Annotated in this window: 11 protein-coding genes and 1 pseudogene; 5 read left to right on the top strand and 7 right to left on the bottom strand. The window is 68.8% G+C overall.

All coding sequences use genetic code 11. From position 1 onward, the window contains the following. The first annotated feature begins 75 nt into the window (after positions 1–75). A complete protein-coding gene (locus ACWCPM_RS11685; RefSeq protein ID WP_450975958.1) occupies positions 76–6,486 on the top strand; it encodes an RHS repeat-associated core domain-containing protein in 6,411 nt (2,136 codons plus the stop codon). Continuing rightward, positions 6,467–6,943 (top strand): SUKH-3 domain-containing protein, encoded by a 477-nt coding sequence (locus tag ACWCPM_RS11680; RefSeq protein ID WP_450975957.1) that lies wholly within the window; start codon positions 6,467–6,469, stop codon positions 6,941–6,943. The genes ACWCPM_RS11685 and ACWCPM_RS11680 overlap by 20 nt, the downstream gene beginning before the upstream one ends. A 228-nt stretch (positions 6,944–7,171) precedes the next feature. On the opposite strand, the gene ACWCPM_RS11675 is transcribed toward ACWCPM_RS11680, so the two are convergent. Beyond that, positions 7,172–7,510 (bottom strand): hypothetical protein, encoded by a 339-nt coding sequence (locus ACWCPM_RS11675; RefSeq protein ID WP_450975956.1) that lies wholly within the window; start codon positions 7,508–7,510, stop codon positions 7,172–7,174. 199 nt (positions 7,511–7,709) lie between these two features. Here ACWCPM_RS11675 and ACWCPM_RS11670 point away from each other — a divergent pair, with 199 nt between their 5' ends. After that, entirely contained in the window at positions 7,710–8,939 is a 1,230-nt protein-coding gene (locus ACWCPM_RS11670; RefSeq protein WP_450975955.1) for a hypothetical protein, read from the top strand. On the opposite strand, the gene ACWCPM_RS11665 is transcribed toward ACWCPM_RS11670, so the two are convergent. Beyond that, positions 8,911–10,080: a hypothetical protein gene (locus ACWCPM_RS11665; RefSeq protein WP_450975954.1), complete on the bottom strand. Its 1,170-nt coding sequence runs from the start codon at positions 10,078–10,080 to the stop codon at positions 8,911–8,913. The two genes, ACWCPM_RS11670 and ACWCPM_RS11665, sit on opposite strands and share 29 nt — an antisense overlap. Positions 10,081–10,367: 287 nt before the next feature. Here ACWCPM_RS11665 and ACWCPM_RS11660 point away from each other — a divergent pair, with 287 nt between their 5' ends. Next, the gene (locus tag ACWCPM_RS11660) at positions 10,368–11,378 is read left to right on the top strand and encodes a DEAD/DEAH box helicase (RefSeq protein WP_450975953.1); all 1,011 of its coding nucleotides are present in this window, start codon (positions 10,368–10,370) and stop codon (positions 11,376–11,378) included. Between the two features lie 474 nt (positions 11,379–11,852). Here the strand turns inward: ACWCPM_RS11660 and ACWCPM_RS11655 are convergent. The 3 genes and pseudogenes from ACWCPM_RS11655 to ACWCPM_RS11645 all read right to left on the bottom strand — a co-directional run. Further along, positions 11,853–11,993: pseudogene (locus ACWCPM_RS11655) on the bottom strand (L-serine ammonia-lyase); the annotation flags it as partial. A 475-nt stretch (positions 11,994–12,468) separates the two neighbouring features. After that, positions 12,469–13,998, bottom strand: coding sequence for a helix-turn-helix domain-containing protein (locus ACWCPM_RS11650; RefSeq protein WP_450975952.1), 1,530 nt, complete (start codon positions 13,996–13,998; stop codon positions 12,469–12,471). A gap of 64 nt (positions 13,999–14,062) precedes the next feature. Further along, positions 14,063–14,260: a DUF4236 domain-containing protein gene (locus ACWCPM_RS11645; RefSeq protein ID WP_450975951.1), complete on the bottom strand. Its 198-nt coding sequence runs from the start codon at positions 14,258–14,260 to the stop codon at positions 14,063–14,065. A gap of 429 nt (positions 14,261–14,689) precedes the next feature. On the opposite strand from ACWCPM_RS11645, the gene acnA reads away from it, so the two are divergent. Beyond that, positions 14,690–17,407 carry an aconitate hydratase AcnA gene (gene acnA / locus ACWCPM_RS11640; RefSeq protein ID WP_450975950.1) on the top strand — a complete coding sequence of 906 codons (2,718 nt, stop codon included), beginning with the start codon at positions 14,690–14,692 and terminating at the stop codon, positions 17,405–17,407. Between the two features lie 198 nt (positions 17,408–17,605). Here the strand turns inward: acnA and ACWCPM_RS11635 are convergent, their stop codons facing one another. After that, positions 17,606–18,520 carry an RNA polymerase sigma-70 factor gene (locus tag ACWCPM_RS11635; RefSeq protein ID WP_450975949.1) on the bottom strand — a complete coding sequence of 305 codons (915 nt, stop codon included), beginning with the start codon at positions 18,518–18,520 and terminating at the stop codon, positions 17,606–17,608. A 174-nt stretch (positions 18,521–18,694) separates the two neighbouring features. After that, positions 18,695–22,441: a GH92 family glycosyl hydrolase gene (locus tag ACWCPM_RS11630; protein ID WP_450975948.1), complete on the bottom strand. Its 3,747-nt coding sequence runs from the start codon at positions 22,439–22,441 to the stop codon at positions 18,695–18,697. Between the last annotated feature and the right edge of the window lie 273 nt (positions 22,442–22,714).

The raw sequence follows: 22,714 nt of genomic DNA, 5'->3' as shown, positions 1-22,714 counted from the left end.
GAGCCGCCCTCCCGGGCATCCGAACTCCTCGGGTGCCCGGGCATTTTCCACATCCACACGGGAGGGGGAGCGCGCGTGCGCGCATCACGCAGACATACTGCACATACCTGGGCGAGAGCCCTCGCCGTAACCATCACATCAGCCCTGACCATCACCCTGCTCCAGGGCACTCCTGCCCTCGGCGACGACCCCGACGAGGCCCGGGAGAAGCGGCGGCCCAAGACACAGGACGTGACCTCGACCCCCGTGGTCGAGCAGGACGGCCAGGTCACCCCGGTCAAGCACACCACGGGGTACGGCAAACCGCTGAACCCCAGGGCCACCTGGCCGAAGGCGGGCAGCGCGACCGTCGATCTCGCGGGTTCCAAGAAGCGAGGCGCGCTGTCGAGCGCCAAGGCAGGCTCGCTCCCGGTCCGCGTCGGTCCGCCCAAGGGCATGGCTCGCTCCACGACGGCGGCTGCCACGCCCACCCGCGCCAAGGTCGACGTCCTCAGTCACGCTGCCGCGCAGAAGGCCGGCATCGACGGCCTGCTCCTGAAGGTGGCCCGCGCCGACAGCCGCACCTCCAACGGCAAGGTCTCTGTCGAGGTCGACTACACCGCCTTCGCCCAGGCATACGGCGGCGACTGGGCCCAGCGGCTGCGTCTGGTAGAGCTGCCCGCCTGTGCGCTGACCACGCCTAAGGCGGCCAAGTGCCAGACCGTCACCCCGCTGAAGACGGACAACGACGTCCGCGACCAGAGGCTCACCGCCGACGTCACCGCGCTGCCCGCCGCCAAGGCACCGATGCTCGCGGTCGCGGCGGGTCCGGCGGGCGGATCGGGTTCGTACACCGCGACCTCGCTCGCCCCGTCCGCGTCCTGGCAGGTCGCAGGGCAGACCGGCAGCTTCACCTGGCAGTACCCGCTGCGCGTACCGCCAGCCATCGCCGGACCCTCCCCGCAGCTGGGCCTCGGCTACAACTCGGCGTCCACGGACGGCCGTACGGCCTCCAGCAACAACCAGACGTCCTGGATCGGCGAGGGCTTCGACCTCTCCGCCGGTTACATCGAGCGCTCGTACCGCTCCTGCACGGAGGACGGCCACGACGAGGCCGGGGCGCAGAAGTACGACCTGTGCTGGCACTCCGACAACGCCACCATGAACTTCGGCGGCCGGGCCGGTGAGCTGGTCAAGAAGGGCAAGGACGAGTGGCGTCTGAAGCAGGACGACGGCACCCGTATCGAGCGCAGGTACGACGGCTTCAACTCCGACAACAACGACGAGTACTGGGTCGTCACCACCACCGACGGCACTCGCTACCAATTTGGCAAGGGCAAGCGCGAGTCGGAGGCCGCCGACGCCGAGAACACCGGCTCCACCTTCGAGGTCCCGGTCTTCGGTGACGACAAGGACGAGCCCTGCCATGCCGACACCTTCAAGGAGTCCCGCTGCCAGCAGGCCTGGCGCTGGAACCTCGACTACGTCGTCGACGTGCACGGCAACACGATGACGTACTACTACGGCACCGAGACCAACAAGTACGACTCGGTGCGCGGCGACAAGGTCGTCTTCTACGACCGCGGCGGCTGGCTCAAGCGGATCGAGTACGGCGAGCAGCAGGGCAAGGAGAACACGACCGCCGCGCCCTCGCAGGTCGTCTTCGACGTGGCCGAGCGCTGCACCGGCGCGGCCGCCGACTGCGAGCCGGCCGATCTGAAGGAGTCCACCGCCAAGCGCTGGCCGGACGTGCCGTTCGAGCAGATCTGCACCTCCGACACGGAGTGCAAGGACCAGTGGTCCCCGACCTTCTTCTCCCGCAAGCGCCTGTCCAAGGTCACCACACAGGTCCTGGGTTCCGACGGCAAGACGTACGGAGACGTCGACGAGTGGGAGCTGGCGCACAAGTACCAGAGCGCCGACACCACGCACGCCCCGGCCATGTGGCTGGAGTCGGTCACCCACTCCGGCAAGGACGGCGCGAACAAGCTCCCGAAGGTCATCTTCTACGAGCGTCAGGACGCCAACCGGGTCGACACCGGCTCCGACGACCGACTGCCCATGTACAAGTGGCGCATCCGGGCCATCCAGTCGGAGACGGGCGGCACGATCTCGGTCAACTACAAGCCGACCGAGTGCACGCCGACGAACCTCCCCACCCCCGAGACCAACACCAAGCGCTGCATGCCGTCCTTCTGGTCGAAGGAGGGCACGGTCGGGGAGAAGGAGGACTGGTTCCACAAGTTCGTCGTCGACACGGTCATCGAGGACGAGGTCACCGTCACCGGCCCGAACAAGGTCACCTCCTACGACTACTCCGGCGCGGCCTGGGCCTTCGACGACAGCGAGCTCGTCAAGACCAAGAAGAAGACCTGGAACCAGTGGCGCGGCTATCGCACCGTCACCATGAAGACGGGCGAGGCGGCCAGCAAACAGCTCCGGACCCAGACCACCTACCTCCAGGGCATGGACGGCGACCGTGAGAAGGAGTCCGGCGGCACCAAGTCTGTCACGGTCACCTCCTCCGACGGCATGAAGATCCGTGACGACGCCCGCCACCAGGGCTTCGTCGTGGAACAGCGCAGCTTCAACGGCGAGACAGAGATCACCGGTTCGGTCAGCACCCCCTGGAAGTCCGACGCCACGGCCACGGAGGGCAAGGACGAGGCGAGCTTCGCCGCCGTCAAGTCGGTGAAGACCCGCACCGTCCTCGACAACGGAAAGATCCGCCGCGCCTCCATCGAGCACTTCTACGACGCGTACGGCATGCTTGTCCGCTCCTCCGACTCCGGCGACCTCGCCGTCGAGGATGACGACACCTGCACGACGAACGAGTACAACCGCAACACCGACGCGAACCTGCTGACGCTGCTGAAGCGGGTCACGGTCGTCCCCGTCAACTGCGACGAGGGCACGCCCACTTCGTACACGGGCGTGGCCATCTCCGATGTCCGCACCTGGTACGACGACCGCGACACCTACGGCACCACGCCGACCAAGGGTGACGTGGTGCGCAGCGAGAAGGTCAAGGGGTACGCCGCTGACGGCACCCCGCAGTACGTGACGACGTCCACGGCCAGGTACGACGTGCACGGCCGTGTCGTGGAGTCCGCCGACCAGGCGAACAACGCGACGAAGACGACGTACACGCCGACGACCGGCGGCCCGGTCACCGGCATGAAGGTCGAGGACCCGCTCGGCAACACGACCACGTCCACGGTCGACCGCCGCTGGGGCCTGGTCACCGCCACGGTCGATGCCAACAAGCAGCGCACCGACCTGGAGTACGACGCCCTCGGCCGACTCCTGAAGGTCTGGCTCCCAGGCCGCGCCAAGGCCACGGACACGCCAAACCTTGAGTACGCCTACCTGATCCGCAACAACGGGCCCGTCGTCACCACGACGAAGTCTCTCCTTCCCAACGGCTCGGTGGCCACCAGCCACCAGCTCAGCGACGGCCTGCTGCGCCCGCGTCAGACGCAGACCCCGGCCGCGAACTCGGGACGCGTCATCACCACCACCGAGTACGACACCCGCGGCCTGGCGGTGAAGGAGATCGGCCCCTTCTACAACACGGCGGCGGTCGGCACGACGTTCGTGAACGTCGTCGACGCCTCCGAGGGCACGCCCCGGGAGACGGAGACGGTCTACGACGCGGCGGGCCGGGCCACGGACTCGATCTTCCGCGTCGCCGGTACCGAGAAGTGGCGCACCAAGACCGCGTACCACGGCGACCACACGACGGTCGACCCGCCGGCCGGCGGCACGCCCACCGCGACGTACACCAACGCGCAGGGGCAGACCACCAAGGTCCTCGAGTTCAAGGCCTCGACGCCCACGGGCGCGGCGGACACGACGTCTTACGACTACGACGCCGCGGGCCATGTTTCCGAGGTCAAGGACGAGTCGGGCAACCTCTGGTCGTACGAGTACGACGTGCGCGGCCGTCAGACTCAGGCCGTCGACCCGGACGCCGGCACGTCCTGGATGACGTACAACGACCTGGACCAGCTCAAGACGATCCGCAACCAGCGCGCGATTACCCTCACCTTCACCTATGACAAGCTGGGCCGGCAGCGCTCGCTGTACAACGGCGACAAGAAGCTGACGACCTGGGAGTACGACAGCGCCACCGTCCCCCACGGCAAGGGCCGTCTGGCCGCGGCCACCAGGTGGGTCGGTGACGACGCCTATACGAGTTCGGTCGACGCCTATGACGTGGCGGGCCGTCCGACGAAGACCTCGGTGACGATCCCTGCCTCCGAGGGCAAGCTGGCGGGCACCTACACCTCGACGGTGTCGTACAAGCCGGACGGCTCGATCGACGACGTCGGCCTCCCGGCAGCCGGCGGTCTACCCGCCGAGACGATCACCACCGGTTACACGGCGACCGGTCTGGCGTCCTTCACCCTGGGCGACGCGACGGACTACGCCCGCGAGACCCGCTACTCCAACTACGGCGAGATGCTCCAGCTCACCCTGGGCACGGCCAGCGCCGACAAGTACACCTGGCTCACCAACACCTACGAGGAGGGCACCCGGCGCCTGGAGCGCGCCCGCATCGACCGGGAGATCGTCAAGACCCCCGACTCCGACATCACCTACGGGTACGACGCCACCGGCAACATCCAGAAGATCGCGGACACACCCGAGGGCAAGACGGCGGACGTCCAGTGCCTCACGTACGACTACCTGCGCCGTCTGACCGAGGCGTGGACCCAGACCGCCACCGCCTGCGCGGCAAGCGCCGGTGAGGCGACCGTCGGCGGCCCGGCACCGTACCGGCACTCCTACAGCTACGACGCGGCGGGCAACCGCACCGGCGAGGTCCGCCACGCCACCGGCACGACCGGCGACGCGGCGATCACGCAGACGACGACGTACGTGCCGAAGGCCCAGGACCCCAAGGGCGGCATGCACGCGCACGCCCTGAAGTCGGCGGAGGTGCGCACCGCGACGGCGGCCAAGGAAGTGACAGCGGTCCAGAGCTTCCATTACGACGAGACGGGGAACACCGTCCGTCGCACCAAGGCGGCGACGGACCTCTCCCCGGCGGTCGACCAGAAGCTGGACTGGGACGAGGAGGGCCGCCTGAGCGCGGTCACCCCGTACCTGTCCGGCGACACCCTGGACGAGGCGAACAAGACCTCGTACGTGTACGGCGCGGATGGAACGCGCCTGCTCCGCAAGGAGAAGGGCGCGGTCACGCTGTACCTGGGCAGCCAGGAGGTCCGACTCGACACGGCCAAGAACTTCCTGTCCGGTACGCGTTACTACTCACACGGCGGCCGGCAGATCGCGATGCGGACGTCGGCCGGTGTGACCTGGCTGGTGGGTGGCCAGAACGGCACGGCCGAGATCGCGATCAAGGCCGCGGACTCGGCGATCACACAGCGTCGGACGCTGCCGTTCGGTGAGGTGCGTGGTGCCAAGCCGGCGGCGGGCGCGTGGCCGGGTGACAAGTCCTTCGTGGGTGGCACGGCGGACGCGACGACGGGGCTCATCCAACTCGGCGCCCGCGCATACGACCCGGCCACGGGCCGCTTCGTCTCCGTCGACCCCGTGCTGAACGTCGCGGACCCGCAACACCTCAACGCGTATGCCTACGGCCGCAACAACCCACTCGCCTTCCCGGACCCGACGGGCTTGTACTGGGGCGAGTCCTGGATCAGCCCGATCGGTCACGGTGCCCTCGATGTCCTGGGCCTGGTTCCGGTCTTCGGAGAGCCCGCCGACCTCCTCAACGGCGTCTGGTACACGGCCGAAGGCAACTACATCGACGCGGGGCTGTCCTACGCCTCGGCGATCCCCATCGCGGGCTACGCGGCCACGGCGGGGAAGGGCGCGCGGTACGTCAACAAGGCGGTGGACGCCGTCGACACGGCGACCGACACCACCAAGGCGACCAAGAAGACCGAGGACGCGGTCGACGCCGCCGACAAGGTCACGCCACCGGTGACCCCGAAACCGAAGCCCACTCCCAAGCCCGCCCCTCCGGCCAAGGCCAAGGAAGCGCCCCAGGCGAAGAAGGGCGACTCGGGCGGAGCGAAGACCGAGGGCGGCGGCAAGGGCGGCAAGGGCGGTGACGACGGCGGGAAGAAGAGCCCTGCGGGCAGCGCCGACGACGACCTCCCCGAGTGGACGAGGGCGGAGACCAAGAAGAGCGGTACCAACAACACCGCCGGTGCCGGGGCGCGCGACGGGTACACGGGAGAGCGCCGCTACGGCGAAAGCGGTGCCGTACCTGGAAACGTCCACCCCGATCTCGCTCCCCGCCTGCAGGAAGCACAGGACATGCAGGCCCAGGGGAACCATCTGGAGGAGTGGGATCCGGGGACCTGCGCGGAGTTCCACGCGTGCAACAATCTGATGAATGATGTCGGAGCAAGCCTCGACGAGATCGACTACTTCACCATCACCCGGGCGGACGGAGCACCGTTCCCCTCGTGCGGCTGGTGCAGAAGAATCCTGGGAGAGGGCGGCGCGCGTGACGGATCGGCCGGATAGCCCTCGCGAGGCAGGACTGCCCGAAAGGCTGTCGGACATCCTGGCGGAGGACGCCCGGTGGGTGGCCTCCGAAGCGGACGTCCAGCACATCAGGGATGTCTGGGATGAGCTGGGAATCCACTGCTCGCCGACGGCGCTGCGTTTCGTCGAGGAATTCAACGGAACGTGCTTCGATTACCCCCGCCATCCGCTCGATCCAGGGACACACAGCTGCGAACTGAACGCCGAGCGCGCCAGTCGCATCGTCAACGGCGAAAAGCTGAGGGGATATGAGCAGAGAACGGGAGAGAAGCTGACGCCCGTGGGCATGGCGGCCTCCGGTCCTCTCGTGCTTCTCGTCGCCGAGGGGGGCCGGACGTACGGCGCCTACGATGCGTTCCTCGCCCTCTATGGCGGGAGTCCGGAGGAAGCATTGGTGCATCTGGTCGACAGAGTTCGTCCTGAGCGGCTGGACTGACGGCGGCCATGACACACGAACGCTGACAGTGATGTGAGAAGGCCTTTGGCCCCCGCCCGACAGGGCGGGGGCCAAAGGCCTTTGGGGGCGGAGGTCAGCCCAGTTCTTTCATCGTGGTGTTGCTGCCGTGTACGTCATGATGCTCCAGGCCGAAGGAGCGCGGAAGCAGGCGTAGACCAAGGGCCCCGACGCTGCAGGGTCCGTTGCATGATCTTCTTCTGTCCGGGTTCATCCGGTGAGTCCGAGGGCTGTCAGGGGTCGGTTCCAGTCGCGGGCGGCTTCGCGTAGGGCAGCGGCGATGTTGGTGCGTCCGTCCTGGCGGTGGACGCTGATCGCGAGGTTGCGCAGGCTGGCCATGACGCGCAGGAGTCGCCCGGTATGGATCTTGGAGTCGTCCTCGCGGAAGGTGCGGTCCCGGACGTGGCGCAGAAGATTTTCGATCTTCTGGCGGCCGCGGATCCAGGCGGCGAACTGGGCGCCGCCGGCAGCTCCCGGAGGCACGCTGGTGATCAGGTAGACGCGCTCGATGGTGAGCTTGCCGCTGGTGAAGTCCTGCCTCCAGCGCATGACTTGGAGGGCCTGGCGGGCTTCGGGGTAGTCGATGTAGGCGAAGGCCGCGGTCTTCAGTCTGCGGATCTCGTGGCGGTGGTGTGCGCGGGTACGCTCGTAGTGGTCGAGGGTGATCGCCCGGTCCAGGGCGTTGCCGTCGAGCCCGGCGGTTTCCCGCCAGGGCAGCTGGTTGAGCTGGGTGTGCAGGGTGGGGTGGTTGCCCTTGATCAGGGCGATGCAGTGGGCCTCCTACTCCTACGAGCTGCCCTGCAAGTGGCACGCGGACACCCCTGAGCAGCGGCGGGCTGTCGCCGTCCTGGCCGACCTGCTGACCAGAGTCGGCCGCGTTCGGGCCGCCGCGGTGTGCACGAGCGGGACCACCGCCCAGGTGCTGGCGGCCTGGCAGTGCTCCGAGGAGGCGGGCTTCGCGGCTCACGCCGAGGCCGTGGCTGCCTCGCCCACGACCCCGCCCGACGTACCCGAGCTGAGCTGGGGGGGGCAGGCCATGGGCATCCAGGAAGCGCTGGCCCGTGCCAACCTCGAACATCGACTGGAGCAGGCTCTGGACGAGGGCGGGCTCGACCCGGACGTGCGTACGCTCCCGGCGGCGCGCCGACGGCTCGTCCAGCACTGGCTCACCACCGCGCAGCCCGCGTTCGAGGGCCGCGCGCCGCTGGAGGCCGTGCGGGGTGAACGGCGCGAGTTGTGGGCCGCGGCGCTCCCGACTGAGAGCTGTGCCCTGCTCGCCGCCGTCCTGCCTGCCCTGGAAGAGTCGGCCGCGGCGCCTGCGGACACGGCTGAGCCGCTGCGGTGGCTGCTGGAGCAGATCGGTGACGGTGTCACCCTGACCCAGGCCGGCTACCTGCCGCGGGAGGTGGTGGCAGCCGCGTTCGCCCGCTACCCGCACTGGTACCCGATCGGCAAGGGGCCGCGCTCCGAGGCGGACCTGTTTCAGCTGGCCGATCTGCATGAACTCGCCCGCAGCCACTGGCTGGTGACCAAGCGCCACCGTACGCTCAAGCTCTCGGTGGCCGGGCGTGCCCAGCTGGTGGATCACCAGCTGCGCCAGCATACGGCCGTGCTGGCCTGGCTCGGCACGTCCGCGGCGGAGCGGCAGGTGGCCGAGTGTGCCTTGGGCGCGCTGTGGGCGGCGCCCCGGCTCCGCGAGGACTTGCGCGATGCCGTCCATCCGGTGCTCGCTGCGGGTTTCATTCACGACGACGGTACCGCGATGGAGGTGAAGGACACCGAGCGGCTGCTGTGGAGGTTCTGGCACACAGGCCGCGAACTCGGCTACCTCGATGAGCGGGACCGGTCCGTCGACGCCCCGGTCTGCCTGTCCGCCGCCGGTCGCTCGGCTGCTCTCGCAGCGCTCCGTGTCCTGGCGGCGGGGCCACGGGACCGTGTCCGGGCGCGCCTCAGCGGGCTGTCAGGCCGGCGTCGGTGAGGCGCCGCATCAGCGAGGGCTTGCCGCGGTGCTGTTCGCGCAGGTGGTCGAGGCGCCGGGTGAACTCCATGGGGGTGCCCGCCCGGTCGTGGATCTCGCGGAGGTCTTTCAGGAGGGTGACGGCGGTGTCGTTGGGGCCGGGCTGCTGCTGCCCGATCAGGTGGGCGATGTCCTGCCAGGCCTGCTGTGTGTTCTCGGCCAGGTGGTCCAGGTGGCTCTCGCGAGCCCGCTGCTCGGTTCGGCGGGCTTGGGCGCGGGCCTGTTCCTGCTGCCGGGTGTGCTCGGTGCGCACCTCGTGGGCGGCGTCGAGCAGCTCCGCGGCTGAGCGGCGCCGGGCAGCAGTGGACGACACGGCTGTACCGCGGGACGCGGCGCGGTGGCGGGCCAGCAGCGCGGGGCCCGGTTGCGGGGCGGTGCCCAGGGCGGCGTCCAGCAGCAAGGTGTCCTTCTCGTATGGTGGCAGGGCGCGGATCCAGGTGGCGAGTGCGTCCTTGTCGATCGCCTCGGAAGGGGCGGCATCACTGGCGCGGGCAGCCGCGGTGAGCAGATGCGGGTCTACGTGAAGGAAGTCCGCCAAGGCCTGTTGCGGGCCGGTGAGACGGGCAAGGCCTGCGGGTACGGGCGGCTCGACGGCGGAGGTGTACTCGTCCTCGTCAACGTCCTCCTCCAGCTCCCAGCGGGTGAGCGCGGAAAGCCAGGCCAGATAGAGGGGACGCAGGTCGCCCGCGGCGAGTTCGGTACGCAGGGCGGTGAACGAGGCGAGGGTCAAGGACGTCTCGAAGTCCCACTCGCCGCCGTCCTCGGCCTCGTAGGAGAAGTCGAGCACCAGGTGCCCTTTCCTGGTCCAGCAGGTCAGGGCATCTTCCGTACAGTACGGTTCGGCGCCGCGGGCGGGCAGCAGGGCGGTGGGCAGGCGCAGCATCAGGCGCCGCGAGCCCCAGTTGGCGAAGTACAGATGGGCGTCGTACACCTGCTCCATCAGCTTGCGCGCATCGCCGCGGAAGTCGCCGTAGTGGTACTCGTTGACGAGGTGTGTCGCGCTGATCGTGGCCCGGCTCGACAGTGCCCGCACCCCGTCGAGTTCGTCCTTGGTCAGCGGTCGGTCGATGGCCTGGAACTCGTAGTACTGGTACTCGCTCACGGCCGCGCAGCCTACCGGCACGCGCTGCGACTCATCTCACAGGACCTGGATGTGATTGCTTCCTCGGGCCCGTCCACGGTTAAGGTCCCGGGCCTGGCGGTGCTGTCGGTAGGCTGGTCCACGCGGGTGACGGAGCGTGCCCGTTCCCATCCGTTCCGCTGCTCCCCGAGCGAGGTCGCTTGAGGACCGTCACCATTCGCCCTCCCACAGACGACGGCTCCGCTCCGCGGCCCGGAGAACTGCCTGACGCGTTCACGGTGTTGTTGGCCCACTTGGGCGCGGCTCCGGTGGATCCGGCCACCTCGGTGCTGGTGGATGCGGTGGTGGAGGTGTGGCGCAGGCCCGGTTTCGACCCCTTCCTGTCGCTGCCGCAGCTGTCCTTCGTGCCGTTCGGATACCAGATGCAGACCGCTCAGACGGTGCTGCGGCGGATGCGTGGCCGGGCAATCCTCGCGGACGAGGTGGGTCCGGGCAAGACCATCGAGGCGGGTCTGATTTTGTCCGAGCTGCGGATGCGGGGGTTGGCGGATCGGACGCTGGTGCTCACCCCGGCAGGGTTGGTGGAGCAGTGGCGCGAGGAGCTGGAGCGCAAGTTCGGCCTGCCCACAGTGATCGCCCGGGGCCAGGGCTGGGAGGAGACGGACGCGGAGCGGCCGGTGGTGCTCGCCTCGATCGCCGCCGCGCGCCAGGAGCCGCTGAAGTCCCGGCTGACCGCAGGGCAGTGGGATGTGGTGGTGGCGGACGAGGCGCACCGGTTGCGCAATCCGCGCAGCGCCTCGGGGAAACTCGCCCGAGCCCTGCGTGCCCGCTATCTGCTGCGGCTCACCGCGACTCCGGTGGACAACCGGTTGCAGGATCTGTACGAGCTGGTGAGCTTGGTCGCGCCCGGGTTGCTGGGTACCCCCGCGCAGTTCCGCCAGCGGCACGCCGGAGTCGGGACGGATCCTTCGGTGCCGCGCAACCTGGATCAGCTGCGGGCCCGTACCTGTGAGGTGATGGTTCGTCACCGGCGCAGCGAGGCCGAGGTGCTGCTGCCGCAGCGGCTGGCCGAGACGGTGCTGGTGGTGCCTTCGAAGGAGGAGGCGGAGCTGTATGCGGGGATCGCGGCCAGGATCAGGGCGGAGTCCAGGGGCGCGTCCTCGGCGCGGCTGCTGACCCTGCGCGGGCTGACCCGGCTGGCCGGGTCGAGCCCGCAGGCTGCCGCGCCCACCCTGGCCAGGGCGGGCTGGCCGGACCTGGCGGCGCTGGCCCGGGAGATCGAGGGGTCCACCAAGGCCGATCTCTTTCGCGCTACCTGAGTTTGACTGCTTCTGTCGCTGACGTGGATAGGGCGTTGTCTCCTGAAAGCGAGCATGGAGTGTTGGCCCAGCGTCTTTTACCGCGTGAGCGATGTGTGAGCGGACGGGGCAGCACCCGCTGGACTGGGCATCACATCTCGCAGGGGCGATGACCGTCTGGCCAGGCAAGACGAGATCCGGAGGCAGATCCCGGCATCCGCCGTCACGATCTTGCAGGCCCTCGTAATGCGTAGGTCTCGCTACCTGGCGGTGCACCAACTGCACCCACACATGGGACGGTCTCAGAGCGCCCAGCCCGGTCCTGAAGCCGCCCGTTCCCAGCTGTAATCAGTGAAGTGCCTCGGGGACATCCTGGGGACTTTTCAGGGACTTTCACGTCTGTCCCAGGGAGGTTTCAGGGACTTTCCGCCGCGTAAGCAGGGAAGGCCCTGACAGCGCAGAAAGACACGAACGCAGTGGTCAGGGCCTGTTTTCCTAGCACTCGATGATGTTCACCGCGAGCCCGCCCCGGGCCGTCTCCTTGTACTTGACGGACATGTCCGCGCTGGTGTCCTTCATGGCCTTGCCAGCCTTGACGTAGGCGTCCGCCCCCCCATCCCGCCGGCAGGCTCGACGACGGCAGCGCGCATTTCACTGCTCGTCTCGACGTGCTCCCGGGCAGAGGGGTGTCGCGAATGCTGTCGGCGGGCGCCTCGGTCAGCAGGTCGCCGACCCGGACGTGGGGGTCAGCCGGATGATCGAAGGAGCGCCGGTGCGCGTGGAGGTCCGGGCTGGAACTGGCCGTAGCGGTGTAGTGCGCTTGATGCGCGTGCGCGGAAAGGACTGAACTCCGAATATTAGGAACGCCAGTGGCACCGTCGGTGCGGACATTGCGAGGCCTCTGTGGCGAGCACTCTCCGTGAAGGTTGACGGGAAGTCAGATATCCCTGATGCCTCGTCACCAATGCAAGATCATCTTGCACGCACGTTGCACAAGGTGATGAAAAACAGCGATGATCAATGGAGGGTCCCGCAAGTGTGTAACAGCAGGTCAGCAGGCATTTAGGAGTGTCGTGCCCCTCATCTCATAGGGGCACGACACTCCTACCGATCAGATGTCCCGGAAGATCTCGATCTGCGCCCCGATCGAGTTGAGTCGCTCCGCCAGGTCCTCGTACCCCCGGTTGATCACGTAGACGTTGCGCAGCACCGACGTCCCCTCCGCCGCCATCATCGCGAGCAGCACGACCACCGCAGGTCGCAGCGCCGGCGGGCACATCATCTCGGCGGCGCGCCAGCGGGTCGGCCCCTCGACCAGGACGCGGTGCGGGTCGAGGAGCTGGAGCCGGCCGCCGAGGCGGTTGAGGTCGGTGAGGTAGATCGCGCGGTTGTCGTACACCCAGTCGTGGATGAGCGTCTTGCCCTGGGCGACCGCCGCGATCGCGGCGAAGAAGGGGACGTTGTCGATGTTGAGGCCGGGGAACGGCATGGGGTGGATCTTGTCGATCGGCGCCTCCAGCTTGGAGGGCCGGACGGTCAGGTCCACCAGCCGCGTACGGCCGTTGTCGGCCACGTACTCGGGTGTGCGGTCGTGGTCGAGGCCCATCTCCTCCAGGACCGCCAACTCGATCTCCAGGAACTCGATCGGCACCCGGCGCACCGTCAGCTCCGACTCGGTGACCACCGCGGCGGCGACCAGGCTCATCGCCTCGACCGGGTCCTCGGAGGGGGAGTAGTCCACGTCGACGTCGATGGTCGGCATGCCGTGCACCGTGAGCGTGGTGGTGCCGATGCCCTCGACCTTGACGCCGAGCGCCTCCAGGAAGAAGCAGAGGTCCTGGACCATGTAGTTGGAGGAGGCGTTGCGGATGACGGTCACGCCGTCGTGGCGGGCGGCGGCGAGCAGCGCGTTCTCGGTCACCGTGTCGCCGCGTTCGGTCAGGACGATCGGGCGGTCCGGCCGCACGGAACCGTCGACCACGGCGTGATACTGACCCTCCGTCGCCGTGATGTCCAGACCGAACCGGCGCAGCGCGATCATGTGCGGCTCGATGGTCCGCGTGCCGAGGTCGCAGCCGCCGGCGTACGGCAGCTTGAAGCGGTCCATGCGGTGCAGCAGCGGGCCGAGGAACATGATGATGGAGCGGGTGCGGCGGGCCGCCTCGGCGTCGATGGAGCCGAGGTCCAGATCGGCCGGCGGGACGATCTCCAGGTCGACGCCGTCGTTGATCCAGCGGGTGCGGACGCCGATGGAGCCGAGCACCTCCAGGAGGCGGTACACCTCCTCGATGCGGGCGACCCGACGCAGCACCGTGCGCCCCTTGTTCAGCAGCGAGGCGCACAGCAGCGCCACACACGCGTTCTTGCTCGTCTTCACGTCGATGGCCCCGGAGAGCCGGCGACCGCCGACCACCCTCAGGTGCATCGGGCCGGCATAGCCCAGAGAGACGATCTCACTGTCGAGAGCCTCACCGATTCGGGCGATCATCTCAAGGCTGATGTTCTGATTGCCGCGCTCGATGCGATTGACGGCGCTCTGGCTGGTGCCGAGCGCCTCGGCGAGCTGCGACTGCGTCCAGCCCCGATGCTGCCGGGCGTCACGGATGAGCTTGCCGATGCGTACGAGGTAGTCGTCTGCCATGGGGCTGAGGCTATCTCACATATGAGATGTCGCCTCCCGAGGGGGCCGCCCGGGTGACGGTCCGTCAACGCCGCCGCGTCGAACGGGTCCTGCGCCATCCGAAAGGTCCGGGCAAATCCATAGATGTCGTACGACGTCCGGTGCTGCTGTGGGTGTGCCGCGGTCCCTTCCTGCCGCCGGTCGTGATGGACCAGGAGCGCCGGTTGATGTTCAGTCGCACCCCGGGCAGGATCTGGAAGCTCTTGCGGAACGTGAGTGGCATCTGCGCCTCCGTCTCGGTTCTCGCCGGCCTCGCCGGCTCACCTTCGGATACCCCGGCTTCGCGCACTGATGACCGAAAACTTCGCCCACCGATGTCCGGGAGCTTCCCGCGCCGGCGACCGCAAGCGTGGCGCACCGATGACTGCGAGCTTCCCGCACCGACGACTGAAAGAGAGGGCTCGCGCGGAGCGACGCGCGCGTGGGCGCGTGGGCGGGGCGAAGGAGATCACACCGGGTCCGGGCATGACCATCCAGCCCCCGTGTACTAGAGTTATCTCGACATCGAGATATCTGCCGAGGCGCACCGCGGCTGCGTGCCTCGTCGGTCCATCGGTAAGGGCTACCTAACTTAGCCTTACCTTAGCGGATCGGCCAGGTCGGCGTGGCGGCAGGATGCGGTGGTACGCGCACATGAATGAAGGAGACCGTCGTGTCGGCGAACAGCTTCGACGCCCGCAGCACGTTGCAGGTGGGCGACGAGTCGTACGAGATCTTCCGCCTGGACAAGGTGGAGGGCTCGGCCCGGCTCCCCTACAGCCTTAAGGTCCTGCTGGAGAACCTGCTCCGCACCGAGGACGGCGCGAACATCACCGCCGACCACATCCGTGCCCTCGGCGGCTGGGACTCGCAGGCCCAGCCGTCCCAGGAGATCCAGTTCACGCCGGCCCGCGTGATCATGCAGGACTTCACCGGCGTGCCCTGTGTCGTCGACCTCGCCACCATGCGTGAGGCCGTCAAGGAGCTCGGCGGCGACCCGGCGAAGATCAACCCGCTCGCCCCGGCCGAGCTGGTCATCGACCACTCCGTCATCGCCGACAAGTTCGGCACCCACGACGCCTTCAAGCAGAACGTCGACCTGGAGTACGGCCGCAACAAGGAGCGCTACCAGTTCCTGCGCTGGGGCCAGACCGCCTTCGACGAGTTCAAGGTCGTCCCGCCGGGCACCGGCATCGTCCACCAGGTGAACATCGAGCACCTCGCCCGCGTCGTCATGGTCCGCGACGGCAAGGCGTACCCCGACACCCTGGTCGGCACCGACTCGCACACCACCATGGTCAACGGCCTCGGCGTCCTCGGCTGGGGCGTCGGCGGCATCGAGGCCGAGGCCGCGATGCTCGGCCAGCCGGTCTCGATGCTCATCCCGCGCGTCGTCGGCTTCAAGCTCACCGGTGAGCTCAAGCCGGGCACCACCGCCACCGACCTCGTGCTGACCATTACCGAGATGCTCCGCAAGCACGGCGTCGTCGGCAAGTTCGTCGAGTTCTACGGCGAGGGTGTGGCGGCCACGAGCCTCGCCAACCGCGCCACCATCGGCAACATGTCGCCGGAGTTCGGCTCCACCGCCGCGATCTTCCCGATCGACGACGAGACCCTGAACTACCTGCGTCTGACCGGCCGCTCGGACCAGCAGGTCGCGCTCGTCGAGGCGTACGCCAAGCAGCAGGGCCTGTGGCTGGACCCGGCCGCCGAGCCGGACTTCTCCGAGAAGCTGGAGCTCGACCTCTCCACGGTCGTCCCCTCCATCGCCGGCCCGAAGCGCCCGCAGGACCGCATCGTCCTCGCGAACGCCGCCGAGCAGTTCAAGCAGGACGTGCGCAACTACGTCGACGCCGTGGACGAGGCGGGCCAGGAGTCCTTCCCGGCCTCCGACGCCCCGGCCGTCGCCCCGAACGGCACCCCGTCCAACCCGGTCACCGTGACCGCCCCCGACGGCTCGTCGTACGAGATCGACCACGGTGCGGTGACCGTCGCGGCCATCACCTCCTGCACCAACACCTCCAACCCGTACGTCATGGTCGCCGCCGCCCTGGTGGCCAAGAAGGCGGTGGAGAAGGGCCTGACCCGCAAGCCGTGGGTCAAGACCACGCTCGCCCCGGGCTCCAAGGTCGTCACCGACTACTTCGAGAAGTCGGGCCTGACCCCGTACCTCGACAAGGTCGGCTTCAACCTCGTCGGCTACGGCTGCACCACCTGCATCGGCAACTCCGGCCCGCTGCCGGAGGAGGTCTCCCAGGCCGTCAACGACCACGACCTCGCCGTCACCTCGGTCCTCTCCGGCAACCGGAACTTCGAGGGCCGCATCAACCCCGACGTCAAGATGAACTACCTGGCGTCGCCGCCGCTGGTCGTCGCCTACGCGCTCGCCGGCTCCATGAAGGTGGACATCACCAAGGACGCCCTGGGCACCGACCAGGACGGCAAGCCGGTCTACCTCGACGACATCTGGCCGACCGAGGCCGAGGTCAACGACGTCGTCGCCAGCGCCATCGGCGAGGACATGTTCGCCAAGTCCTACAGCGACGTCTTCGCGGGCGACGCCCAGTGGCAGGCGCTGCCGATCCCGACCGGCAACACCTTCGAGTGGGACGCCGAGTCCACCTACGTCCGCAAGCCCCCCTACTTCGAGGGCATGCGGATGGAGCCGTCCCCGGTCGAGGACATCGCCGGTGCCCGGGTGCTCGCCAAGCTGGGCGACTCCGTCACCACCGACCACATCTCCCCGGCCGGCGCCATCAAGGCCGACACCCCCGCCGGCCAGTACCTCACGGAGCACGGCGTCGAGCGCCGCGACTTCAACAGCTACGGCTCCCGCCGCGGCAACCACGAGGTCATGATCCGCGGTACGTTCGCCAACATCCGCCTGCGCAACCAGATCGCGCCGGGCACCGAGGGCGGCTACACCCGCGACTTCACGCAGGACGGCGCCCCGGTCGCGTTCATCTACGACGCCTCCCGCAACTACATCGAGCAGGGCATCCCCCTGGTCGTCCTCGCGGGCAAGGAGTACGGCTCCGGCTCGTCGCGCGACTGGGCGGCCAAGGGCACCGCGCTGCTCGGCGTCAAGGCCGTCATCGCCGAGTCGTACGAGCGCATCCACCGCTCGAACCTGATCGGCATGGGCGTCCTGCCGCTCCAGTTCCCGGAGGGCCAGTCCGCGGCCTCCCTCGGCCTGACCGGCGAGGAGACCTTCTCCTTCACCGGTGTCGAGGAGCTGAACAACGGCACCACGCCGCGCACGGTGAAGGTCACCACCGACACCGGTGTCGAGTTCGACGCGGTCGTCCGCATCGACACCCCGGGTGAGGCCGACTACTACCGCAACGGCGGCATCATGCAGTACGTGCTGCGCAACCTGATCCGCAAGTAAGGGTCCGGACACCACGGCGAGGGCCGCACCCCCGGGCAACCGGGGGTGCGGCCCTCGCCGCGTCCGGGGAGCCCCGGCTGCCGGAACACGCCCTGGTGGATCCGGAAAGGTGCGGCCCTCGCCATGTCCGGGGAGCCCCGGCTGCCGGCACCGCCTGGTGGATCCGGAAGGCGCGGCCCTCGCCGCGTCCGGGGACCGCTAAGGGCGGTCGGTCTGCCAGTGGGCCGACTCCGCGTAGGCCCACAGCTTCTCGGGGGTCAGGACCCAGTAGACCCCGTCGATGCCGTCCGGCCCCACGGTGAGGCTCACCAGGGCGACGGTGGCCCCGTCCTGCATCACCAGCGCGCTGGGCATGCCGTTGGCATCCACCACGCGGTACTCCGCACGGGGGAAGAACTTCTTGGCGGAGGCGCAGATCATGGCCACCCGGTGGGCGCCCACGATCTTCACGCGGGCCACGCCGCGCATGCCGTTGCCGTCGGCGTAGGCGACCGCGTCGGCGGAGAGCACGCTCTCCAGGGCGGCGACGTCACCATGGCGCGCGGCGGCCATGAAGGCGTCCAGCAGACGCCGGTACTGCGCCGTGTCGACGGGTGCCCGCCGCTCGGCGGACAGGCGCTTGCGCGACCGGCTGACGATCTGGCGGGTATTGGCCTGACTGAGCCGCAGCATGTTGGCGATCTCGTCGTAGGCGTAGCCGAACGCCTCCCGCAGCACGTAGGCGGCCCGCTCCACCGGGTTCAGCTTCTCCAGGACCAGCAGCATGGCCAGCTCCAGCGCCTCTCCGCGCTCCGCGCCGACCTGCGGATCCGCGCTGGTGTCCACGGGCTCCGGCAGCCACGGCCCGACATAGGCCTCACGACGGACCCGCGCCGACTGGGCGACGTTGATCGCCAGCCGCGTGGTGATCTTCGCCAGGAACGCGGGGGGCTCCTGGACCGCGCTGCGGTCGGCGTCCTGCCAGCGCATCCACACTTCCTGCACCACGTCCTCGGCCTCGGAGGCGCTGCCCAGGATGCGGTAAGCGATACCGAACAGCCGGGGACGCAGCTGCTCGAACGCGTCCGCGGCCGCCTTCAGAGAGTCCTCGCCGGGGGGCTGTCCCTCGTCCATGGTGCCGATGCCTCCACTGTTCGACCGTCGTGCCCCCCCAGCGGGCGAGGCTCCCAGGTGAAGAAGGCCCGCTCCCTGTGATCCTACGGTGACGACGTGGGCGGAGGCGCAAAGCGGAAGCGGCGCTTCCCGCAAAGTAGCACGCGGGAAGCGCCGCACCGGATCCCGGTTTCCCTACCGGCCGAGCAGCTCGATCTCCGAGAGCGTCGCCTCCCCACCGGTCATGACCAGGCGGTACGCCGCGTAGTCACCGGCGCGCGGCACGGAGAACGCCCGTGTCTGCCGGTCCCACCGGAAGGATTCGCCCGTGCGATCGTCCAGCGTCCGCCACGTCGTGCCGTCCGCCGAGCCCTGGAGCTTCCAGCCGGTCGGGGCCTTGGTGTGGTCCGCGGACGTCAGCGTGTACTGCACGGCCTTCGCCCGCCCGGACACCGGCAGGTCCACGGACGTCACGCTCGCGTGCGTCGCCGAGGTGTTGTCGAAGAGCGCGCCCTCGCCCGTGGTCAGGTCCGAGCGAGGCGCCGGGACCTTGTCGTCCTGGGTGACGGAGACCGGGGCCGCGTTCTTGCCGGTGCCCCACTTGGACGGCTTCGGACCCATGTCGAACTCCAGCACACCGCCCTTCGCCAGCAGCGAGTGCGGCAGGGAGGTCGACGTCCAGCTGCGGCCGTTGACCTTGAGCCCCTGCACATAGATGTTCTTCGCGCTGTTCTTCGGCGCCTTGACCACGAGGTCGCGACCGTTCTCCAGGTGGACCGTGGCCTTGGTGAACAGCGGGGAGCCGACCGCGTACTCGCCGCTGCCCATCACCAGCGGGTAGAAGCCGAGCGCGGAGAAGAGGAACCAGGCCGACTGCTCGCCGTTGTCCTCGTCACCGTGGTAGCCCTGGCCGATCTCGCTGCCGGTGTACAGGCGCGACAGCACCTCGCGGACCTTCTCCTGCGCCTTCCAGGGCTGTCCGGCCGCGTCGTACATGTAGATCGCGTGGTGGGCGACCTGGTTGGAGTGCCCGTACATGCCCATCCGGACGTCCCGCGCCTCCGTCATCTCATGGATGACGCCGCCGTACGAGCCGACGAACTCCGGCGAGGCCGTCTCCGGCGTCGCGAAGTACTCGTCGAGCTTGTCGCCGAGCCCGTCGCGGCCGCCGTAGAGGTTGGCGAGCCCCCGGCTGTCCTGCGGGGCGGTGAAGGCGTAGCCCCAGCCGTTGGTCTCGGTGTAGTCGTGGCCCCAGACCCGCGGGTCGTACTTCGAGGACTCCACCCGCCAGTCACCCTGGGCGTCGCGGCCCTGGAAGAACCCGGCCTCGGAGTCGAAGAGGTTCACGTAGTCCTGGGCGCGGTCGAGGAAGTACTCCGACTCCTCCTTGTAGCGCTTCTCCCCGGTCTTCTCGTACAGCGTCCGGCCCATCCGGGAGATGCCGTAGTCGTTGAGGTAGCCCTCCAGCGCCCACGACAGGCCCTCGTGCGTCTCGGTGCCGGTGTAGCCCAGGAAGGGGGAGGTCGCCATGCCCTTGCGGCCCACACCCGACGACGGCGGCACGACCGTGGCGTTCTTCACCGCCGCGTCGTACGCCGCCTTCTCGTCGAAGTCGACGCCCTTGACGTACGCGTCCGCGAACGCGACGTCCGAGGAGGTGCCCGTCATCAGGTCCGCGTAGCCCGGCGAGGACCAGCGCGAGGTCCAGCCGCCGTCCTTGTACTGCTGCACGAAGCCGTCGACCATCTCACCCGCCTGGCGGGGCGTCAGCAGCGAGTAGGCCGGCCAGGTCGTGCGGTAGGTGTCCCAGAAGCCGTTGTTGACGTACACCTTGCCGTCCACGATCTTCGCGCCGGTGTGGGTCGGGGTGTCCGGGCCCGTCATCGGCGAGAAGGGGGAGGCGTACTTGTACGTGGAACCGACCTTCTCGAAGCCGGAGTTGGGGTACAGGTACAGCCGGTAGAGGCTGGAGTACAGCGTGGTCAGCTGGTCCGGCGTCGCGCCCTCGACCTCGACCTTGCCGAGCAGCCGGTCCCACAGCCGCTGGGCCTTGGCCTTGACGGCCTCGAAGGAGGTGCCCTCCGGCATCTCCTGGCGCAGGTTGTCCTTGGCCTGGTCGACGCTGATCAGCGAGGTCGCCAGGCGCAGCGTGACCGTGCGGTCGGCGCCCGCGTCGAAGCGCAGGTAGCCCTTCACCCCGCTGGACGAGCCCTCCTTCACCGGCTTGTCGAAGGTGCCGTAGACGAAGAGCCGGGTCGCGCCCGCCGACAGCCCGGACTTCACGTCCGAGTAGCCGGTCACGACGCCGGTCTCCTTGTCCAGGGTCAGGCCGGCCTGGTCGGTCACGTTGTCGAACAGGACGCTCGCGTCGTCACCCGGGTAGGTGAACCGGAGCATCGCCGCGTGGTCCGTCGGGGTCATCTCGGCCTTCAGGCCGTTCTCGAAGCGCACTCCGTAGTAGTGCGGCCGCGCGACCTCGTTCTCGTGCCGGAAGGGCAGCGCGCGCGCCGTACGGGCGATGTCCGGGGTGCCGGAGGCGGCGGACGGCATCACCTGGAAGGTCTGCCGGTCGCCCATCCAGGGGCTCGGCTCATGGCTGGCGCTGAACGCCTGGACCGTCGGCAGGTTGTCGGCGTTGTTCGCACGTGCGTAGTCGTACAGCCAGCTGAGCGAGCCGGCGTTGGTCACCGGAGTCCAGAAGTTGAAGCCGTGCGGCACGGCGGTCGCGGGGAAGTTGTTGCCGCGCGAGAAGCCGCCGCTGGAGTTGGTGCCGCGCGTGGTGAGCGCGTAGTCCGACACGTGCGCCTTGGGCTTCTCGGGCGCCTTCACGGCCAGCGAGACATCGTCCACCCAGCCGCGGAACCTCGCCGGGCCGGCGGGGGAGTCGTACGCCACCAGGATGCGGTCGACGGTCTTGCCCGCCGCGACCGAACCGATGCGCGAGGCGACGTTGTTCCACTGGTTGACGTAGAGCACCTTGGCCTCGCCCTGCGCGCGCGGGGTGAGCCCGAAGCCGTGCTGGTCCTTCGCGCCGAGGCCGCTGAGGTGCGTGCCGTCGGTGAAGGCGAGGTCGACGGAGACGTTCGTGGCGTCGTAGTCCAGGTCGCCGTCCGCCATCGAGGGGAAGACCCGGTACGAGAGCTCGGTGTCCCGGCCGACGGCCACGTCGACGTCGAAGACCTTGTTGTACGAGTAGGCGCGGCCGTCCGCGGTGTGCCGGCCGGCGTAGCGCAGCGCGCGCTTGCCGGTGAAGCCGGCGCCGGACTTCGCGGTGGGCGAGCCGCTCGGACCGCGGTCGACCAGCGACAGCATGTCCTGGGGCACGGGGCCGTCGCTGCCGCCGTTGGAGAACTGCACGTCCGCCAACTGCAGAATGGTTCCGCCGTTGTTCTTGGTGATGTCCAGCCGGTAGTACCGGAACTCGGCGGCGGCGGTCTCCGCGATGTCGTACGTCTTCGTCTGGAAACGCTCCGAGAAGGATTCGCCGGAGCGGGTGTCCAGGGTCTTCCAGTCCGTGCCGTCCGTGGAGCCCTGGAGCGTCCAGTCGGCCGGATCGCGTTCGTCGTGGTCGTTGGCCGAAGTGAGGGCGTACCGGGCCAGTTTCACCGGCTTGTCGAAGTCGAACTCGACCCAGCCCGTGGGCGTGAAGGTGAGCCACTTGGTGGTGGGCTCGGTGTCGACCAGGTTCCCCTTCACCTCGCCGGCACCGGTGTTCTCGCCGTTCGCCCGGACATCGGTGACGTGGTCGGTCACGTTGCCCGGAATGCCGCTGCTGTAGCCGCCGTCCACGCCGGAGGCACGCTTGCTGCCGTCCGGTGCGGTGTCGACCGTGTTCAGCCAGTCCGGCTCCGGCTCACCGGACTCGAACGAGGACGTGAACTCCCGGTCGGCGGCGGGTGCCTCCGGCAGGGCGACGGCAACGCCCTGTGAACCGACGGCCATGACAAGGGCGGCCGCCGTTCCGACCGCCGTACTCCATCTGTGCCGAACTCTGTGGCGCATCCGCCAACCCACTCCCTGCGCGCTGTGGACAACGTTGTCAAACTCTGTGCGCAAGGACCAGTAGTGACCCAAGTGGTCGCGGCTGTCAAGGGTGTTGACCGAGTCGTTAGGGGCGGCATGTCCTGAATTCTTCAGGCAGGGATCCTGTCGGGGACTCGCATTTCCGCGAGGTCTCAACTCGGAAAAGACCGACGGTGAACCTTGCATTCGATC

The sequence above is a fragment of the Streptomyces sp. NPDC002309 genome, assembly GCF_053593375.1.
Note: the sequence above shows the minus strand (reverse complement) of the source record. Positions and strands in the feature narration are given on the sequence as shown.

Excerpts from the sequence above, each read along its gene's own strand:
- ACWCPM_RS11635 (WP_450975949.1), bottom strand. The coding sequence starts at position 18,520 with ATGGACGAGGGACAGCCCCCCGGCGAGGACTCTCTGAAGGCGGCCGCG.
- ACWCPM_RS11650 (WP_450975952.1), bottom strand. The coding sequence starts at position 13,998 with ATGGCAGACGACTACCTCGTACGCATCGGCAAGCTCATCCGTGACGCC.
- ACWCPM_RS11630 (WP_450975948.1), bottom strand. The coding sequence starts at position 22,441 with ATGGCCGTCGGTTCACAGGGCGTTGCCGTCGCCCTGCCGGAGGCACCC.
- ACWCPM_RS11675 (WP_450975956.1), bottom strand. The coding sequence starts at position 7,510 with ATGCGCTGGAGGCAGGACTTCACCAGCGGCAAGCTCACCATCGAGCGC.
- ACWCPM_RS11645 (WP_450975951.1), bottom strand. The coding sequence starts at position 14,260 with ATGCCACTCACGTTCCGCAAGAGCTTCCAGATCCTGCCCGGGGTGCGA.